Annotated in this window: 16 protein-coding genes; 14 read left to right on the top strand and 2 right to left on the bottom strand. The window is 73.9% G+C overall.

Annotation, left to right across the window (positions count from 1 at the left end; translation table 11 throughout):
- The first annotated feature begins 25 nt into the window (after positions 1 to 25).
- The 5 genes from ACPYO4_RS05820 to ACPYO4_RS05800 all read left to right on the top strand — a co-directional run bounded on the left by ACPYO4_RS05820 (position 26) and on the right by ACPYO4_RS05800 (position 3,991).
- On the top strand, positions 26 to 499 hold the full coding sequence (locus ACPYO4_RS05820; protein WP_425708274.1) for a DUF3817 domain-containing protein: 474 nt from the start codon (positions 26 to 28) through the stop codon (positions 497 to 499).
- Entirely contained in the window at positions 496 to 2,100 is a 1,605-nt protein-coding gene (guaA, locus tag ACPYO4_RS05815; protein WP_425708273.1) for a glutamine-hydrolyzing GMP synthase, read from the top strand. The genes ACPYO4_RS05820 and guaA overlap by 4 nt, the downstream gene beginning before the upstream one ends.
- 117 nt (positions 2,101 to 2,217) lie before the next feature.
- Positions 2,218 to 2,565 (top strand): hypothetical protein, encoded by a 348-nt coding sequence (locus ACPYO4_RS05810; RefSeq protein WP_425708272.1) that lies wholly within the window; start codon positions 2,218 to 2,220, stop codon positions 2,563 to 2,565.
- A 128-nt stretch (positions 2,566 to 2,693) separates the two neighbouring features.
- Positions 2,694 to 3,167, top strand: coding sequence for a DUF456 domain-containing protein (locus ACPYO4_RS05805; protein ID WP_425708271.1), 474 nt, complete (start codon positions 2,694 to 2,696; stop codon positions 3,165 to 3,167).
- Complete coding sequence (locus ACPYO4_RS05800; RefSeq protein ID WP_425708270.1) at positions 3,164 to 3,991, top strand: hypothetical protein; 828 nt, start codon at positions 3,164 to 3,166, stop codon at positions 3,989 to 3,991. The genes ACPYO4_RS05805 and ACPYO4_RS05800 overlap by 4 nt, the downstream gene beginning before the upstream one ends.
- Positions 3,992 to 4,006: 15 nt before the next feature.
- On the opposite strand, the gene ACPYO4_RS05795 is transcribed toward ACPYO4_RS05800, so the two are convergent.
- Both ACPYO4_RS05795 and ACPYO4_RS05790 read right to left on the bottom strand, forming a co-directional pair.
- Positions 4,007 to 4,666: a response regulator gene (locus ACPYO4_RS05795; RefSeq protein WP_425708269.1), complete on the bottom strand. Its 660-nt coding sequence runs from the start codon at positions 4,664 to 4,666 to the stop codon at positions 4,007 to 4,009.
- 9 nt (positions 4,667 to 4,675) lie between these two features.
- Complete coding sequence (locus tag ACPYO4_RS05790) at positions 4,676 to 6,211, bottom strand: sensor histidine kinase (RefSeq protein WP_425708268.1); 1,536 nt, start codon at positions 6,209 to 6,211, stop codon at positions 4,676 to 4,678.
- Positions 6,212 to 6,371: 160 nt separating this feature from the next.
- Here ACPYO4_RS05790 and ACPYO4_RS05785 point away from each other — a divergent pair, with 160 nt between their 5' ends.
- From ACPYO4_RS05785 to ACPYO4_RS05745, 9 genes are all read left to right on the top strand, one after another.
- Complete coding sequence (locus ACPYO4_RS05785; RefSeq protein ID WP_425708267.1) at positions 6,372 to 7,148, top strand: DUF4352 domain-containing protein; 777 nt, start codon at positions 6,372 to 6,374, stop codon at positions 7,146 to 7,148.
- A gap of 289 nt (positions 7,149 to 7,437) precedes the next feature.
- The gene (locus ACPYO4_RS05780; RefSeq protein WP_425708266.1) at positions 7,438 to 8,064 is read left to right on the top strand and encodes a hypothetical protein; all 627 of its coding nucleotides are present in this window, start codon (positions 7,438 to 7,440) and stop codon (positions 8,062 to 8,064) included.
- Between the two features lie 32 nt (positions 8,065 to 8,096).
- A complete protein-coding gene (locus ACPYO4_RS05775; protein ID WP_425708265.1) occupies positions 8,097 to 8,687 on the top strand; it encodes a hypothetical protein in 591 nt (196 codons plus the stop codon).
- Between the two features lie 136 nt (positions 8,688 to 8,823).
- A complete protein-coding gene (locus ACPYO4_RS05770) occupies positions 8,824 to 9,345 on the top strand; it encodes an NYN domain-containing protein (RefSeq protein ID WP_425708264.1) in 522 nt (173 codons plus the stop codon).
- Between the two features lie 107 nt (positions 9,346 to 9,452).
- Positions 9,453 to 12,167 (top strand): UvrD-helicase domain-containing protein, encoded by a 2,715-nt coding sequence (locus ACPYO4_RS05765; protein ID WP_425708263.1) that lies wholly within the window; start codon positions 9,453 to 9,455, stop codon positions 12,165 to 12,167.
- A 260-nt stretch (positions 12,168 to 12,427) separates the two neighbouring features.
- On the top strand, positions 12,428 to 14,515 hold the full coding sequence (locus ACPYO4_RS05760) for an acyltransferase family protein (protein ID WP_425708262.1): 2,088 nt from the start codon (positions 12,428 to 12,430) through the stop codon (positions 14,513 to 14,515).
- Positions 14,516 to 14,698: 183 nt separating this feature from the next.
- A complete protein-coding gene (gene sucC, locus ACPYO4_RS05755) occupies positions 14,699 to 15,865 on the top strand; it encodes an ADP-forming succinate--CoA ligase subunit beta (protein WP_425708261.1) in 1,167 nt (388 codons plus the stop codon).
- Between the two features lie 18 nt (positions 15,866 to 15,883).
- The gene (gene sucD / locus ACPYO4_RS05750) at positions 15,884 to 16,810 is read left to right on the top strand and encodes a succinate--CoA ligase subunit alpha (RefSeq protein WP_425708260.1); all 927 of its coding nucleotides are present in this window, start codon (positions 15,884 to 15,886) and stop codon (positions 16,808 to 16,810) included.
- Between the two features lie 209 nt (positions 16,811 to 17,019).
- A complete protein-coding gene (locus ACPYO4_RS05745) occupies positions 17,020 to 18,657 on the top strand; it encodes a DUF6350 family protein (protein ID WP_425708259.1) in 1,638 nt (545 codons plus the stop codon).
- The last annotated feature ends 13 nt before the right edge of the window (positions 18,658 to 18,670 follow it).

The following is an 18,670-nucleotide window of genomic DNA, read 5'->3' as shown; positions in this document are numbered from 1 at the left end:
CTCGTCGAGGAGGGACAATGGAGGCATGTCGGAGACAGGGCCCACCACCACGTCGGCCGAGGCGCGCGCGGCCGGCCAGGCCGCCGCCGAGGTGGCCGAGACCAGGGCGCACCGCGCGTTCGGCTGGTACCGCGCGATGGCGTTCGTCACGGGCGTGATGCTGCTCGTCCTCACCGCCGAGATGGTGCTGAAGTACGTGTTCGGCGCCGCCGGGTACGAGGACGAGTCGAAGTGGTGGACGGCGCGTCCCGTCATGGGCGCATGGGTCGCGATCCTGCACGGCTGGATCTACGTGGTCTACGCCGCCACCGTCCTCAACCTGTGGTCGGTCATGCGCTGGGGGCTGGGCCGGATGGTCGCGCTCGTCGCCGCCGGCGTCGTGCCCGTCCTGTCGTTCGTCCTCGAGCGGAAGGCCCACCACTGGGTCGAGGCCGACCTGCCCGCCGTCACCGGCCGTGCGCGGGTCGTCGCCGAGCGCCGGACTACCCTGGGCCGGTGACCACGGACGCGCCGGACACCGCCGGCACCACGAACCACCGCCCCGTCCTCGTCGTCGACTACGGGGCCCAGTACGCCCAGCTCATCGCGCGGCGCGTGCGTGAGGCCAACGTCCTCTCCGAGGTGGTGCCCCACACCGCCTCGGTCGACGACATGCTCGCCAGGGAGCCCGCGGCGATCATCCTCTCGGGCGGGCCGTCCTCGGTCTACGCCGAGGGCGCCCCGGGGGTCGACCCGGCCCTGTTCGACGCCGGGGTGCCGGTCCTCGGGATCTGCTACGGCTTCCAGGCGATGGCCAAGGCCCTCGGCGGGACCGTCGACCGCACCGGCGAGCGCGAGTACGGCGGCACGGTCGTGCGCGTCGGCGAGGAGCGCGAGGGCTCGACCCTGCTGGCCGGCTCGCCCGACGTGCAGACCGTGTGGATGTCCCACGGCGACGCCGTCTCCGCGGCGCCCGACGGGTTCGAGGTCCTGGCGACCTCGACCGGCGCGCCCGTCGCGGCGTTCGAGGACACCGACCGGCGGCTCTACGGCGTCCAGTGGCACCCCGAGGTCCACCACACCGAGCACGGCCAGACCCTGCTCACCCGCTTCCTGCGCGAGGGGGCCCGGGTCGACGCCGACTGGACGGCCCGCTCGGTGGTCGCCGAGCAGGTCGAGGCCATCCGCAGCCAGATCGGCGACGCCCGCGTGATCTGCGGCCTGTCCGGCGGCGTCGACTCCTCCGTCGCAGCCGCGCTCGTCCAGCGGGCCGTCGGCGACCAGCTGACCTGCGTGTTCGTCGACCACGGGCTGATGCGCGCCGGCGAGGCCGAGCAGGTCGAGCGGGACTTCGTGGCAGCGACCGGCGTCGACCTGCGGGTCATCGACGCCTCGGAGACGTTCCTCGACGCGCTCGCCGGGGTGACCGACCCCGAGGAGAAGCGCAAGATCATCGGCCGGGAGTTCATCCGCACCTTCGAGGAGGCCGCGGCGGGCATCGTGGCCGAGGCGGGGCAGCAGGGCGAGCAGGTGCGGTTCCTCGTCCAGGGCACCCTCTACCCCGACGTCGTCGAGTCCGGCGGCGGCGAGGGCGCGGCGACCATCAAGTCGCACCACAACGTGGGCGGCCTGCCCGAGGACATGACGTTCGAGCTCGTCGAGCCGCTGCGCCTGCTGTTCAAGGACGAGGTCCGCGCCGTGGGTCGCGAGCTCGGCGTCCCCGAGGTGATCGTGGCCCGCCAGCCCTTCCCGGGGCCCGGCCTCGGCATCCGCATCGTCGGCGAGGTCACGCGCGAGCGACTGGAGATCCTCCGCGCGGCCGACCTCGTCGCCCGGGAGGAGCTGACGGCCGCCGGCCTCGACGAGGCGATCTGGCAGTGCCCGGTCGTGCTGCTCGCCGACGTCCGATCGGTCGGCGTCCAGGGCGACGGCCGCACGTACGGACACCCGATCGTGCTCCGACCGGTCACGAGCGAGGACGCGATGACCGCCGACTGGTCGCGCGTGCCCTACGACGTGCTCGCCCGCATCTCGACCCGCATCACCAATTCCGTCCCGGAGGTCAACCGGGTGGTCCTCGACGTGACGTCGAAGCCACCGGGCACCATCGAGTGGGAGTGACGTCGCGCCACGGGTGAGCGGCCCGTGCGCGAGCGGGCCGGGCCCGCGCCCCGTGCGGTGAGCGACCTCATCGGCGCGTGGCAACTGTGCTGACACGGTGACAGATAACCTGGAGGCATGGACATCGTCACCGGCATCCTCCTCGTCATCCACCTCCTCGGCTGGGCGATGGCCCTCGGCATGGCGATCGCCGGGCTGCGCGGCGGCGAGCTCCCCAAGGGTGCGACCCACGGCGTGCTCACGGCCCTCGTCGCCGGCATCCTGCTCGTCGGCATGGCGGAGATGGGCGACGGCGAGGTCAACCACATCAAGATCGGTGTCAAGCTCGTCATCGCCCTCGGCGCGACCGTCGTGGCCTTCCTCGGCGACCGCGACCGCAGGGACGGGAAGAAGGGTTCCCCGATGATCCCGACCCTGATCGGGCTCATCGTCGTCAACGTGGCCGTCGCGGTGCTCTGGACCTGATCCGACGCCGCACCGAGGGGCCGGGACCTGACGGGGTCCCGGCCCCTCGCGCGTGCGGGGCGGCTCCCGCGCGTACGATCTGAGCCGCGCCGCCGACCGGCGCGCACCGACGAGGCAGGAGCGCGACCGTGGCCGAGCTGCTCACGATCCTGGCGATCGTCGTCGGGCTGTTCGGCACGGTGACGATGATCTTCCCCGGCGGCGGTCTCGTCGCGGCAGCCGTCGCGATCTGGGGCTGGTACCAGGGCGGCACGCTCGGCCTCACCGTCGCGATCATCGCGATCGCGTCCTTCCTCCTCGCGATGGTGCTCGGCTACGTCCTCGCCGGGCGGTACATGCAGCGCGGTGGCGTGCGCACGTCCACGCTCGTCGTCGCCGCCCTCGCCGGTGTCGTCGGATTCTTCGTCGTGCCGGTCGTCGGACTGGTCCTGTTCTTCGTCGGCACCGTGTTCCTCGTCGAGCTCGCGCGGCTGCGGGATGTCCGGAGCGCCTGGCCGGCCACGGTCCGCGCGCTCAAGGCCGCCGGGCTGACGATCCTCATCGAGCTCGCCGGGGCGATGGTCGCCGTCGGTACGTTCGTCGTCGCCTGGATCGTGCGGTGAGCGCGCACCCGGGGCGACCGCTGTCGCCGGCTCAGGAACGCCGGGCACGTGCGCGTGCGCCGGTCGGACTCGCCTCGTTCCTCGCGCTCGCCGGCGCGCTCGTCGCGTGCGGGCCGTCGGACGACGAGGCGACGGGGGAGTCGTCCACCGACGCACCCTCCGACGCGGCGTCGGAGGGGCCGCCCGACGCGTCCGCGTCCGACGGACCGGACGAGCCGACCGGTCCGGCCGTGACCGCGCGCACGGTGGCCGACACCGCTTCGCCCGGTGACGTGGTGGTCATCGACGCCGCTCTCATCGCGTACGAGCGGGCCGAGCTGTGCGACGTCGTCGGTGAGACGCACCCGCCCGTCTGTGCGCCCGCGATCCTCGAGCTGACCGGCGCTCCCCTCGACGATCTCAACCTGCTCGAGGCGTCCGGCGCCCGGTGGGGAAGCGTCGTCATCGTCGCCGAGGTCGTCGACGCGGACACGGTGGCCTATCTCGACGTGGTCGAGCAGAACGAGACCCCGTCCGGGTGGCCCGTGTCCGAGGGGCGAGAGTCGTGGACCGTGGCGGACGCCCTAGAGATCGCGGTGCCGAACCTCGGGCTCGTCGTCGACTCTGTCCTAGTCACCACGGATGCTCCGGACGGCTCGGCCTACCTCTGCGACGAGGTCACTGAGACGGAACCGCCCGCGTGCGACGAGCCCCGTATCGAGGTCACCGACGCCCCGCTCGACGAGCTCGACCTCGACGAGTCCGGCGGCGAGCAGGTCGGGCCCGTGCGCCTGGACCTCGGGTTCGTGGACGAGGACACGGCTGTGTTCCTCCGGGCGCGGTAGGCGGCTGCTCGTCGCTCAGTCGCCGAATGCCGCCCGGTCGACGATGACGGCGACCTGCGTGCGGTTCTCCGCCGCCAGCTTGGCCTGGACGCCCGCGAGGTAGGTCTTCACCGTTGTCTCGCCGAGGTGCAGGCGACCCGCGATCTGGCCGTTCGACAGCCCCTGAGCGACGAGGCGGGCGACGTCCATCTCGCGCTCGGTCAGGCCGGCCAGCGCCTCGCGCGCTGCCGTCCGACGCGTGGAGCCGGCTCCCGCCATCCGCCGCAGCAGCCCGGGCTGGACCTGCGGTGAGATCGCGCCGTGCCCCGCCGCCACCGCGTGGATCGAGGCGAGGAGCTCGGCCGGCTCGGCGGTCTTCAGCTGGTAGCCGACCGCCCCGGCCTGCAGGGCGGCGTCGACGCTGCTGTCGACGTCCCACGTGGTGAGGACGAGCACCGCCGGCGGCGACGGGCGCGCGCGGATGGCCCGGGTCGCGGCCACGCCGTCGGTGCCCGGCATCGTCAGGTCCATGAGGACGACGTCCGGGTGGTGGGCGATGACCGCCTCGAGCGCCGCGGCGCCGTCGGCGGCCTCGCCGACGACCTCGAGGGCGTCGTCGGTGTCGATGATCCGTCGCACGAACGCGCGCACCATCGGGTCGTCGTCGACGACGAGCACGCGAGTGGGCGGGGGCACCCGAGCAGTCTAGGAGGAGGTGCTGCCGTCCCCGTCCTGCCAGGGGAGGTGGACGTCCACGCGGAACCGGTCGCCGTCGACGCCGTACCGCGCGGTCCCGCCGAGCAGCTCGGCACGCTCGACGATGCCGACGAGCCCGGCGCCGCCGGGCGCGGCGCCGGGGCCGCGGCCAGTGGCACCGACCGGACCGAGACCGGGTTCGCCAGCCGGACCACCGGACTCGTCGGGCTCCGGTGGTGCGGGCACGCGGTTCGCGGCCTCGACGTCGATACCGGTCCCGGGGCCGCCCGTCACCCGCAGGCGGAGTGTCTCGCGGGGAGCGTGCTTGCGCGCGTTCGTCATGATCTCGGTCGTGATGCGGTGGACCGCCCGGGTGAGCGTGGCCGGCGCGGCGGCACCGTCGTCGATCCGCACCGTCGCCGACAGGAGCTGGCCGGCGTCCGCCGACTCGTCGAGCACGGTCTGCAGGTGGTCGAGCGTGACGACCGGCTCGGGCGTGGGCTCGCGCAGCATCCCCACCAGCGTCCGGAGCTCCTGGGTGGCCTCGGCGGCCTGCGAGCGCAGGCGTGCCGCCGATTCCTCGAGCCGGCCGTCCCCGCGCGCCTCGAGCTGTAGTGCCCCGGCCTCGAGGGAGAGCAGGGAGAGGCGGTGCCCGATGCCGTCGTGGATCTCGCGGGCGACCTGCTCGCGCTCGGCTCTGCGGGACGCGGTCGTCACGGCGTCGTCGCGTTCCCGGCGGGCGTCCATCTCGGCGGTACGCGCCTCCTCGGCCACGCTGCGGGCGCGGTCGGCGGCGTCGCGGGCAGCCCGCGCCTCGAGCCGCGCGCGCCGCAGCTGGCCGATGCCGATCGACGCACCGAACGTGAGGCCGACGAGGACGACGACGCCTGCCCACGGCACGGGTGCGGGCGCGTGGTCGGACGGCGCGTTGGACAGCAGGACCCGCATCCACGACGTCCATGTCGTGGTGCCGAGCAGGTCCCGCCACGTGCACACAGCCGTCGCGACGGCGACCACGGCGCAGGCGAGCACCGGACGGTCGAGCCGGCGGTGCGTGAGGTGGCTCGAGAGCACGACGAGCGCGGCGACGGGGGAGAACGGCAGGACGAGGGCGCTTGCCGAAGCGATCGCCAGGGTCACCCGCGGCCACCGAGCGCGCGGGAGGACCACCAGTCCGTGCAGCGCGCCGGCGAGGGTGAGGACCAGGACGAGCACGACCTTCCAGATGGCGGTCGTGTCGGGGTCCTCCTCCATCCATGCCCGCACCCAGGGGGAGTAGATGAGGTCCATCAGGGCGAAGACCCCGATCACCACGCAGAGCGCGATCGTCCGCGTCCGCCGCAGCTCGCGGCGGACCACCCCGAGTCGAGGAGCCGTGGAGGTGGCTCTGTTCGTGCCGGAGTCCCGGGGCGCTCGCCCGGGCGCCCTGACCCCTGCGGGCTGCATCGCCTCGCTCTCCCAGGCGGTGCCGTAGGCGCCCGGAGGGAGCACGGACGCCGGATCGGCGTGGTGCTCGCCGGGACGGCCGGCGCTCGGGATGGTCATGGCGCACATTGTGTCCGCTCCCGCGGCCTCCGGCGCCCTCCGTACGGCCCGGCCGGTCGGACCGATCGGAGGGGGCGGGGCGGACCGGTCGGGGGAGCCGCCGTGCGGGCCCGGCGGGCGAGTCTTCCCCCGTACCGACCAGCCCCCACCGGAGGATCCGATGACCACGCAGCCCACGCCCGAGAACGGCGGCCCTGCCGCCCCCACCCCCTACGGCGCGCCCGCCGTGCCGATGAGCAAGAAGGAGCTCAAGGCGCAGAAGCGCATGCAGAAGGCGAGCCGCGGCTGGCTCGCCCGCCACAAGGTGCTCACCGGCGTGCTCGTCCTCGCCGGCGTCGGGGTCGTCGGCTCCCAGCTCGGTGGGGACGAGGACGCCTCCGAGGCCGCGACGCCGAGCGTGACCTCGGCGCCCACCGCCTCCGCCGAGGCGACCGCGCCGGATGGCGACGCCTCTGCCGAGGCGACCGACGGCGTCGAGGTGGCCGACGGGGCCCCGGCGGACGACGCGCCGGCGGCCGACGCGCCGGCCGAGGAGCCGGCCGACCCGCAGATCGGCGTCCCGGTCCAGGTCGGCGACCTCGAGGTCACGGTGACCGAGGTCGAGACCGGCATCGCGTCGGTCGGCGACCAGTACTTCGGCGAGCAGGCCCAGGGCCAGTTCGTCCTCGTGCAGCTGAGCATGACCAACACCGGCGACCGCGCCGAGACCTTCGTCGAGTCGAACGCGGTGCTCGTGGACACGGCAGGCCGCCAGCACGACACGTCGTCGGCATCCATCTACCTCGACGGGACCACCTCGTGGCTGGTCACCGACATCAACCCCGGCAACACCGCCTCCGGCGCACTGCTCTTCGACATCCCGGCCGACGCCGAGGTCGACCTCCTCCAGGTCTCGTCCGGCCTGTTCTCCAGCCCCGAGGACGTCCGGTTGCGCTGACCATCGACCGCCCGGCCCGCGACCTCCCCGGCGCGGGCCGGGCCCCCGGTCCGGGATCGCGCGACCCCCGGCGCACGATCCCGGTGCCACGACGGCGGCCCGACGGCGGAGCTCACCCTCCGCCGTCGGGCCGCCGTCCCTCATGGTTCCCCGCTGCTCGTCGGCGCGCCGCCGCGACCTGCGACCGGGCAGAAGGCCCCGTCGGGACCGGTGTGCGCGTGACCGGTCGGCTGAGACCCTCGGGCGGACGGCGCGCCGACGCGGGTGCGAGGGACGGAGGGTGAGGGGCATGTCGGGCGCCGCCGACCAGGAGAGACCGAGGAACGGGGCCACCGGTGACCGCGACCGGCACCCGGGACGGACGCGGCTGCTCGTGGTGCTCGTCGTCGCGCTCGTCGCCGCCAACGTCTACCTGTGGTTCGACGGCTGGCCGGCCTTCGGCCAGGGCGGCGGCCCCGACGGTGACGCCGGGACCGTCGGCCTCGGAGAGCCGGTTCCGGTCGGTGCGCAGTTGCGGGGCGGAACCTCGGCGACGCCCGGCTCCGCCGGGACGCTGCGCGTCGACGAGGTCGAGGTCGGCGCCCCCGCGCCGCGCGGTTTCCGCGAGACCGACGGTCGGTACGTCGTCCCCCGGGTCGTCGTCGAGTCGGACTCGGACCAGATCCCGCTCCACCTCGACTCGGGCCGGCTCCGCGTCGTCGATGAGGAGGGGCGCCGGTACGCGGCGGTCGCCTCCGACGAGCAGCTGAGCGAGCACGCGTGGCTGATGGGCGGCGACGTGACGGTCGACGCCGGAGGACGGACGTCCGGGCGGCTGGTCGTCGACCTGCCCGCCGACGCCGTCCCGGACGCACTCTGGGTCCCGGCGCACCTCACGTCGGGCGCGACCGGTGACGTCCTCGTGGAGCTGCGATGAGCGGCGCGGAGGAGAGCGTGGGTCGCAGGTCCATGACGCGTCCTCAGAAGGTCCTCGCGATCGCGGCCGCGGTGCTGCTCGCCGTGTTCCTCGTCCAGGTGATCGTCGGGTTCGCCAGCACCAACGACGTGCCCGGACGGCTGGGCACGGCCGACGACGACGCCCCTGGCCTCGACGACACCGTCGAGATCGGGGAGCTCGAGGTGCGGGTGACGGATGTCGACGACGTCCTCCTGGGGACCCAGGTCGTCATGCGCGACTACGCCGACGAGGAGGACGGGCCGGGCTACGCGCGCAAGGTCACGGTCGTCACCGTCGCGATCTCCAACCCCACCGACGGCCCGCAGGAGATCGGTCTCGTCAACAGCGTGCTGGTGGACCGCGTGGGCGGTTGGTACGGCACGGTCGAACCCGACTGGCTGGGCGACGAGGCGCTGGCCGAGATCGCCGGCGAGGGGCGAGCCATGCCGCGCACCCAGCACGTCAATCCAGGGCAGACGGTATTCCGGGACCTCGTCTTCGACGCGTCCGAGGAGAGGATGCCGGACCACGTCCGTCTCGTCGGCGGCACGGAACGGTTCGAGCCCACCACGGGTGAGCACGTGGTCCGGTTGGAGGAGTAGGTGCGCCGTCCGGCCCGGTCGGTGAACGGCCCGGACGAGGCCCGTCGATCGGTCCGGCTGGACGGGCCAATCGGCGGTGTGGCTCCAGGCCGATCAGAGGTCCCTCAGAAGGCGGTCTCGAGGCGAATCTTGGCCCATGACAACGACACTCATGGCCCCGTCCACCCCCAGCCCCGCACGGTCCGGCGTCCGCGCCGATCGTCGCCGCCTCGTTCTCGTCGACCTCGAGAACGTCGTACGCGGCGGCGTCTCCACCCCGCAGCTCGCCCGTACCGGGCGCGCGATCATCGAGTCCCAGGTGGGCGTCGGTGAGCATGAGCAGGTCGTCGTCGCGACCGACGTGACCGGCGTCTTCAACGCCCGTACCGCATGGTCGGGCGCTCGCCTCCGGATCGGGACCGGTCCCGACGGCGCCGACCGAGCACTCCTCGAGGTGCTCGACGAGGGCCTGCCCGAGCGGTTCGACGAGCTCGTCCTGGTCTCCGGTGACGGCATCTTCGCCGACCCCGTCGGGCGCCTCGTGCGGCGAGGCCTTCCGGTGCGGGTCGCGGCGTGGAGCTGGTCGCTGTCGCGCCGGCTGAGGAGGGCGGCGTCGGAGACGATCCTCCTCGACCCGTGGTTCGTCACGGACGCGCCTGGCGTGCCGACACTCGCCTGATCAGACGGGGCGTCGGCACGTGTCTCGTGCCGATGCCCCACCTGCGCGCGTCCCCGTCCACAGGCCGGCGCCAGGGTGTCGGCGGGCGCGACTAACCTGGACCGACGATGAGCACCCTGTTCGACGGACTCGACCTCCCCGCGCGCCCGGGCCGCACCACGGCGCTGCCCGCGACCCTCGCCCCCCGCCCGGACGAGGACGACTGGGTGCCGCCCGAGGCGCCCCCCGAGGAGGACCCGGGCCCGTCGGACTCCTTGCCGGCGCAGGCCGACCCGTTCGCCGGCCTGCCCACGGCGGGCTCGGGGGCGCAGCTCCCGAGCCGGGCGGAGCGCGACGCGGCCCGTGCCGCGGCGGCCGGGGCGAGCGACGACGAGCGCGCCGAGTCCCTGCTCGTCGGGCTCAATCCGCAGCAGCGCGAGGCCGTGGCGCACGCCGGCGGTCCGCTGCTCATCGTCGCGGGCGCCGGCTCGGGCAAGACCCGGGTGCTCACGCACCGCGTCGCCCACCTGCTCGCCACCGGCCGCGCACGCCCGGGCGAGATCCTCGCGATCACGTTCACGAACAAGGCCGCCGCCGAGATGCGCGAACGCGTCGAGGACCTCGTCGGCGCCTCCGCCCAGCGCATGTGGGTCTCCACCTTCCACTCCGCCTGCGTGCGGATCCTGCGCCGCGAGCACGAGGCCCTCGGGATGCGCTCCTCGTTCTCCATCTACGACTCGGCGGACAGCCAGCGGCTCATCACGCTGGTCGGGCGCGAGCTCGACGTCGACCTCAAGCGCTTCCCTGCCAAGCTCCTCGCCCGCAAGATCTCCGACCTCAAGAACGAGCTGATCGACCCCGACGACCACGCGTCCTCGGTCATGGGCTCGGGCCAGGAGCTCGACGAGGTCGTCTCCCAGGTCTACCGCGGCTACGACGCGCGGCTGCGCCAGGCCAGCGCGATGGACTTCGACGACCTCATCATGCGCACGGTCCACCTGCTCCAGGCGTTCCCGGCGATCGCGGAGCACTACCACCGCCGGTTCCGGCACGTCCTGGTCGACGAGTACCAGGACACGAACCACGCCCAGTACGTCCTCGTCCGCGAGCTGTCCGGCGGCACCGAGGACGCCGGCGCGCCGACGGGCCCCGGGCAGGCGGTGCCGCACGCCGAGCTCACCGTCGTCGGCGACGCCGACCAGTCGATCTACGCCTTCCGCGGCGCCACGATCCGCAACATCCTCGAGTTCGAGGCCGACTACCCGGACGCCCGCACGATCCTGCTCGAGCAGAACTACCGCTCGACCCAGAACATCCTCACCGCGGCCAACGCGGTTATCACCCCCAACCCGGGGCGGCGCCCGAAGAACCTGTGGACCGACTCCGGCTCGGGCCCGCGCATCGTCGGCTACGTCGCGGACAGCGAGCACGAGGAGGCGCGGTTCGTCGTCGAGGAGGTCGACCGGCTGCGGGACGACGAGGGCGCCACCACCGGTGGGCCTGGGCCGGGCGAGCGCGCGCTGCGCTACGGCGACATGGCGATCTTCTACCGGACCAACGCCCAGTCCCGGGCGCTGGAGGAGATGCTGGTGCGGGCGGGCGTCCCGTACGTCGTCGTCGGGGGGACGCGCTTCTACGAGCGGCGCGAGATCAAGGACGCCGTCGCCTACCTGCGGGCCGTCGCCAACCCCGACGACGAGGCGAACCTGCGGCGCATCATCAACGTCCCCCGGCGAGGGCTCGGCGACAGGGCCGAGCAGATGCTCGAGCGGCACGCGGCGCGGGAGCGCGTCTCGTTCGGCCAGGCGATCGCCGACGCCGCCGGCACGCCGGGGGCGAGCGTCGACGGCCGGACGACCCCCGAGGTGCTCGGCCTGGCCACCCGCAGCCGCACCGCCGTGGGCGGCTTCCACGAGCTGATGAGCGGCCTGCGCGAGATGCTCGACGCCGGCTCGACCCCCGCAGAGATCCTCGACGCCGCCCTGGACCGGTCCGGCTACCTCGCCGAGCTGCGCGCCTCGGAGGACCCGCAGGACGCCGGCCGGGTGGAGAACCTCGCCGAGCTGCACGCCGTGGCCCAGGAGTTCGCCGAGGCCGACCCCGAGGCCACCCTGGGGGACTTCCTCGAGCGGGTCGCCCTCGTCGCCGACGCCGACCAGATCCCCGGCCGCGCGGGGGACGAGGGCGTCGTCACCCTCATGACCGTCCACACCGCCAAGGGCCTGGAGTTCCCGGTCGTGTTCGTCACCGGTCTCGAGGACGGCACGTTCCCGCACCAGCGCTCCCTGGGGGAGTCCGACCAGATCGCCGAGGAGCGCCGCCTCGCCTACGTCGCGCTCACCCGCGCGCGCGAGCGCCTCTACCTCTCCCGGGCGGCGGTGCGCACGGCGTTCGGCCTGCCCCAGGAGATGCCGGAGTCGCGGTTCGTCTCCGACATCCCGCCCGAGCTCGTCGAGTGGCGCCGCGAGCAGTCCTCGACCGACGCGATCCGTGGCTCCGGCCGCGGCGCCGACGGCCGCACCTGGGCCTCGGGCGTGCGGATCTCCCGCGCCGAGCCCCCACGCCCGGCGCGGCCGCCCCGGGGAGGTGCCTCCCCGGGGCCGTGGAAGCCCGGCGAGAACGTCCGCAAGGACGGCGAGGCGCGCTTCGGGTCCGCGACCCCGCGGCCCGACGTCGAGGTCCCGTCCCTGAGCCCGGGCGATCGCGTCACGCACGACGCCTACGGGCTCGGGACCGTCGTCTCGCTGGAGAATCCCGGCCCGTCCGCGGTCGCCAAGGTCGACTTCGGCGGCGGCCAGGTCAAGCGGCTGCTCCTGCGCTACGCGCCGGTGACCAAGCTCTGACGTGTCCGGCACGGCCGGGGACCTCGCGAGGACACCCGGCGTGAACGGGTGAGCCCGTGCCCGGATGCTGCTCCGAGAGGCCCTGACCACGGTGCTCGTGGTGCGTCTGTGGCTGGTGTGACCTGCGGGAATGGGCGGGCGAAGTGCGGGGATGTCTGCCCGCGCGTCGACCTCCCGCAGGGCAGAACCGAGTCATAGCGTGTGGCCGGACGACGTGGTAGCGGCGAGCGCCGGTGCAGCGAGCAACAGGTGGTGAGGCGATGGACGACCGTCAGCGACCAGACGGTTCGGTCGGTGCGCTGCGCGGCCCGACCGCACGAACCGGCCCGCCCCGCGGGGGCTCCTCGGCCCGCGACATCGTCCGCTCGGGACGCATCCCGGGCCTGGACGGCATCCGTGCGCTCGCCGTGGGCGCCGTGCTCGTGTTCCACCTCTTCCCGGCGTTCTCGCGCGGTGGGTTCATCGGCGTCGACCTGTTCTTCGTCCTGTCCGGCTTCCTCATCACGACCCTGCTGCTGCGCGAGATCGGGCGCTCGGGCCGGATCGACCTGCCCGGTTTCTGGCGGCGGCGTGCCAGACGCCTGCTGCCCGCCCTCGCGCTCGTCGTCGTCGTCACGGTGCCGGTGGCGGCCCTCGTCGAGCGCGACCTCATGGTCAACATCGGGCGGCAGGTGCTCGGCGCCCTGACGTTCTCCTCGAACTGGCTGGAGATCGCGGCGGGCTCCTCCTACGCCGACCAGACCGCGCCCCAGCTGTTCGTCAACTTCTGGTCCCTCGCCGTCGAGGAGCAGTTCTACCTCCTCTGGCCGCTGCTCGCGCTACCGCTCGTCAAGCTCGTCCGCGCCCCCCGGGCGCTCGCCGCCGTCGCGATCGTCGTCGCCGTGGTCTCGGGCATCCTCATGGCCGTCCTCGTGACCCCCGGCGCCGACCCGACGCGCGTCTACTACGGCACCGACACCCACCTGTTCGGCCTCATGCTCGGGATCGCGCTGGCGTTCGTCGCGCAGGACTCCCGCGGGCCGCTCACCGCGCCCGCGTGGCAGCGAGCGCGACCGGTCGTGCCGTTCGTCGGCCTCGCGGTGCTGCTCCTGCTCTCGACATTCATGGCGTTCGACTCCGTGTGGACGTTCCGCGGCGGCCTGTTCGCCGCCTCGCTCGCCGCGGCGCTGCTCGTGGCCGCGCTCCTCGGCCCGCGCACCTGGTTCACCGCCGTCATGGAGCTCGCGCCGCTGCGCTGGCTGGGCGAGCGCTCGTACGGCATCTACCTCTGGCACTGGCCGGTCGTCATCGTCCTCGACGCGCTCGTGCCGACTGCCGAGGGCTCCGCCGCACGGACCGTCCTGCGGCTCGCCGCGCTCGTCGTCACCCTCGGGGTGTCCGCCGCTTCCTACGAGTGGCTCGAGCAGCCCGTGCGCCGCAACGGCATCCGCGCCACGCTGCGCTCCTGGCTCGCCGCCATCACGGGTTTCCGCCCCGCCGCCGCAGCGCCCGCCCGCATGGCCGGCGCGCTCGGGCTCCTGCTCGTGGCCGGGACCGGGGTGGCCGTCGCCACCGCGCCCGACCAGACCGACACGGCCGCCCAGATCGAGACCAACGAGGACCGCCTGGCCCAGCAGCGCGCCGAGGAGCTCGCCGCCGCCGAGGAGGCGCAGGGGGCCGCGGGAGAGGCGCCGTCGGGCGGCGAGGACGCCGTGCCGGGGGAGCAGCCGCCGGAGGCCGAGGAGGGGGCCGGCGAGGAGAACTCCGGTTCGGAGAGCCCTGGTGAGGAGGGGTCCGGCGAGGCGGCCCCGTCGGACGAGGAGCCTGCGGAGGAGACGGACCCGATCGACTCCGACGCCGACTTCTCCGTGCCCACGGGCGACGAGCTGTCCGTGTTCGGCGACTCGATGGTCGTCACGACGCTCGACGCCCTGGAGTACTACTACCCGGGCGTGCACGTCAGCGCCCTGTCGAACGACCAGTGGCCGGCGGGGGAGGCCGTCGTCGACGCCGCGATCGAGGCCGGCACGGTGCGCCGCGCCGTCGTCGTCCACTACGGGACCAACGGCGGCGTGCCCGACCCGAGCATCCCCGAGCGGATCCTCGATGCGCTGGGCCCCGACCGGCCCGTCGTGCTCGTCAACCTCTACGGCGCGTCGTCGTGGATCCCCGCCGCGAACGAGGAGCTCGAGCGCCTCGCCGAGGGCCGGGACAACGTGGCGATCGCGGACTGGAACGCCACCGCGACGGCGAACCCCGGCGCGCTGCAGGCGGACAACATCCACCCCGACATCGACGGTGCCCACGAGTACACGCACACGCTGACGGCTGCGTTCGAGGAGATCGCCGAGCGCCACGGCCAGGGATAGGACAACGCCCCGCCACGGTCGTCCCAAGACTTGGCCACGATTGCCGGAAACCGCGGAGATCCGCCGTGGAACGTGGTCTGGCACACCCTGAGACGGTCCGGCCGGGACCTAGGTCCCGCGCTACGCTCCCAGCGGTGTCCCGGAGTCGAGACACCGCCAACGAGCGAGGGAAGGAACCATCGGGTGGACCTCTTCGAGTATCAGGCGCGCGACATGTTCGAGAAGCACGGCGTCCCCGTGCTGCCGGGCATCGTCGCCTCGACCCCGGCCGAGGCGCGCGCCGCCTACGAGGAGCTCGGTGGCGAGCTCGCGGTCATCAAGGCACAGGTGAAGATCGGCGGTCGCGGCAAGGCCGGCGGCGTCAAGCTCGCCCGCTCCGCCGACGAGGCCGAGCAGCACGCCCAGGCCATCCTCGGCATGGACATCAAGGGCCACACCGCCCGCAAGGTGCTCGTCGCCGCCGGCGCGGACATCGACACCGAGTACTACTTCTCCGTTCTCCTCGACCGCTCCGAGCGCCGCTACCTCGCCATGGCGTCCGTCGAGGGCGGCATGGAGATCGAGCAGCTCGCCGTCGAGCGTCCCGAGGCCCTCGCCCGCGTCCCCGTCGACCCGGTCGTCGGCATCGACAAGGCCAAGGCCGACGAGATCGTCGCCGCCGCCGGGTTCTCCGACGACGTCGCCCCGAAGGTCGCCGACGCGATCCAGCGGCTGTGGACCGTCTACCGCGAGGAGGACGCCACGCTCGTGGAGGTCAACCCCCTCGTGCGCACCCCCGACGGCGACATCATCGCCCTCGACGGCAAGGTCTCCCTCGACGACAACGCCTCCTTCCGCCACGAGGACCACGAGGCGCTGGTCGACGCGGCGTCGGAGGACCCGCTCGAGGCCAAGGCCAAGGCCAAGGGGCTCAACTACGTCAAGCTCGACGGCTCGGTCGGCATCATCGGCAACGGCGCGGGCCTCGTGATGTCCACGCTCGACGTCGTGGCCTACGCGGGCGAGACGCACGGGGTCGGACCGGCGAACTTCCTCGACATCGGCGGCGGCGCCTCGGCCCAGATCATGGCCGACGGCCTCGACGTCATCCTCGGCGATACGCAGGTCCGCTCGGTCTTCGTCAACGTCTTCGGCGGCATCACCGCCTGCGACGAGGTCGCCCGCGGCATCGTCCAGGCGCTCGAGATCATCGGCGACCAGGCCACCAAGCCGCTCGTCGTGCGGCTCGACGGCAACAACGTCGAGCAGGGCCGGGCGATCCTCGCCGAGGCGAACCACCCCCTGGTCACCCAGGCGGACACCATGGACGGCGGCGCGGCCAAGGCCGCCGAGCTCGCGGCAGCGAAGTAAGGAACGGGACCCACCACCATGTCGATCTTTCTCAACCGCGACTCCAAGGTCATCGTCCAGGGCATCACGGGCTCCGAGGGCACCAAGCACACCGGCCGCATGCTCGCCGCCGGCACGAACGTCGTCGGCGGAACCAACCCGCGCAAGGCCGGCACCACCGTCGACTTCGACGTGACGCCGATCGGCCCGGGCGCCGAGGAGCGCACCGGCGGGGCGGTGTCCGTCCCCGTGTTCGGCACGGTCGCCGAGGCCAGGGAGGCCACCGGCGCGAACGTGTCGGTCATCTTCGTCCCGCCGGCGTTCGCCAAGGGCGCCGTCGTCGAGGCCGTCGACGCCGGGGTCGAGCTGGTCGTCATCATCACCGAGGGCATCCCGGTCAAGGACTCCGCCGAGTTCTTCACCTACGCGCAGACCAAGGGCGTGCGCCTCATCGGCCCGAACTGCCCCGGGATCATCACGCCCGGCCAGTCCAACGTGGGCATCACCCCGCCGGACATCACCGGTCCCGGCCGCATCGGCCTGGTCTCGAAGTCGGGCACGCTGACCTACCAGATGATGTACGAGCTGTCCGACATCGGCTTCTCCACGGCCATCGGCATCGGCGGTGACCCGGTCGTCGGCACCACGCACATCGACGCCCTGCGCGAGTTCGAGGCCGACCCGGACACCGACCTCATCGTCATGATCGGCGAGATCGGCGGCGACGCCGAGGAGCGGGCGGCGGCGTTCATCAAGGACAACGTCACCAAGCCGGTCGTCGGATACGTCGCCGGCTTCACCGCCCCCGAGGGCAAGACGATGGGCCACGCCGGCGCCATCGTCTCCGGCTCCGCCGGCACGGCCGCGGCCAAGCAGGAGGCCCTCGAGGCCGCCGGCGTCCGCGTGGGCAAGACCCCCACGGAGACGGCGAACCTCGCCAAGGAGATCCTCGCGGCGAAGGCCTGACCCGACGTCGGGCCCGCACCCGCGGCCCGGTGCTGCACGGACGTACGCCCCCGGGCGACCAGATGGTCGCCCGGGGGCGTATGTCGTCGTCGGGCTTGCGCAGTGTCGGGTGCCGGGTGCCGAGGGGCGCGGGCCGCGGCCCGCGGTGAGCACCGACACCCGGGCGTGGCTCCCGCTCTCGGGCGACGATCGGCGCGACCATGTCCCCGATGACCGCCACGACGACCCGACCCGCGGCGACCGGCACCGGCCGCCGGTTGCTCCTGCCCGAGGGCTGGCTGCGCGCGCTCGTCGCCGCCCTCGAGGCGGCGCTGCTGGGCTGGCTGGTCTGCGTGGTCCCCGCGATCGCCGCCTACGTGGCCACGGCCGCCTCGCCGGCGCTGGGGGAGACGACGTGGCAGTCCGCGCTCGGCGTGGGCTCGGCCGCCTGGCTGCTCGGCCACGGCGCGCCGGCCGGGACGCTCTCGCTCGTGCCGCTCGGCCTCAGCGCGGTCCTCGCCGCGCTCGTCATGGCCACCGCCCGGCGCCACGTCCTGGTCGGCGCGACCCACGTCGTCGTCGGCGTCGGCTACGTCGTCCTCGTGCAGGGCGTCAGCCTCCTCTCGCCGTTCGACGTCGACCACCTGCGCCTCGCGCTCGGGTCCGCCCTCGTGGCCGCGGCCGGTGGCCTGTGGTCGTGGTGGCGCACCGGGGCTCGGACCAGGGACGTCATCGCCGACGACGCCGCGGCCGCCCCGAGCGACCGGTTCGGGTACCGCAGCCTCCTGGTCGGTGTCCGCGCCCTGCGCGGTGCGGCCGCGACGCTCGCCGTGCTCGTCTGCCTCGGCCTGCTCGCGTCGGTGGCCGCGCTCGCGCTGCACGCCGACCGGGTCCTCGCCCTCCACGAGTCCTTCGACGCCGGGGTCGTCGGGGCCACCGTGCTCGTGCTCGGCCAGCTCGCGTACCTGCCGACCCTGGGGGTGTGGGCGCTGTCCTACATCGCGGGTCCGGGCTTCGCCGTCGGCGCCGGGACCTCGGTCGCGCCCGGCGGTGTCGAGCTCGGCGCCGTCCCGGGCATCCCGCTCCTCGGCGCGCTGCCGGAGTCGCCGTCACCGCTGGGCGCCTGGCCCGTGCTGCTGGTCGTCGTCGCGGGCGCCGTCGGGGCCTGGTGGACGAGCCGGCCCGGCCACGCCCACCGCCTCGTCGACGCCGTCGCCGGCGCGCTCGGCGCCGCCCTGATCGTGGGAAGCGCGACCCTCGTGGCCGCACTGGCGTCGTCGGGCGGCATCGGCTCGGGGCGGATGGCCGACCTCGGCCCCGACGCCCTCGTGCTCGCCGGCCTCGTGACCGCAGGGGTCGCGCTCGGCGCCCTCCTCACCACGGTCCTTCTCCACCCCCTCGTCCGCGCCGGGATCGCCGGCGGTGTCCGCTCCGTGCGGGGGCGCACGGGAGGTACGGAGGGCACGGACGACGCTGACGCGGGGTCCGGGGCCGCCACAGCAGGGACGTCTACGAAGGGTCCGCGGAGCGAGAAGGGTCCGCGGGGTGAGAAGGGCGCGGCCGCTACGCAGGGCGCAGCGAGCACGACGGACTCGGCGAGCGCGGGTGCGGCGGGGGAGAGCGTGGCGAGGTCGACCGGTGCCGGGAGCGGCGCCGGCACGACCTCGACGCAGTCCTCCTCGGCCCGCTCGAACCGGTCGCGGACGTCGTCGACGCGCACCACCTCGTCGACGAGCGCCACATCCACGACCCGCACCACGTCGTCGGCGAGCGCCGGCCGCTGGTCGGTGACGGGCTCCATGGCGAGCTCCTCGCGGTCCCGCGGCGGTCGAGCGCACGGCGCCGCGGCCTCGGGCTCGACGCGCTGACGGCGCCGCGGCC

This window comes from Georgenia sp. Z1491, from assembly GCF_049856175.1.
Lineage (GTDB): Bacteria > Actinomycetota > Actinomycetes > Actinomycetales > Actinomycetaceae > JB111.
This window is presented reverse-complemented; position numbering and strand designations above follow the sequence as displayed.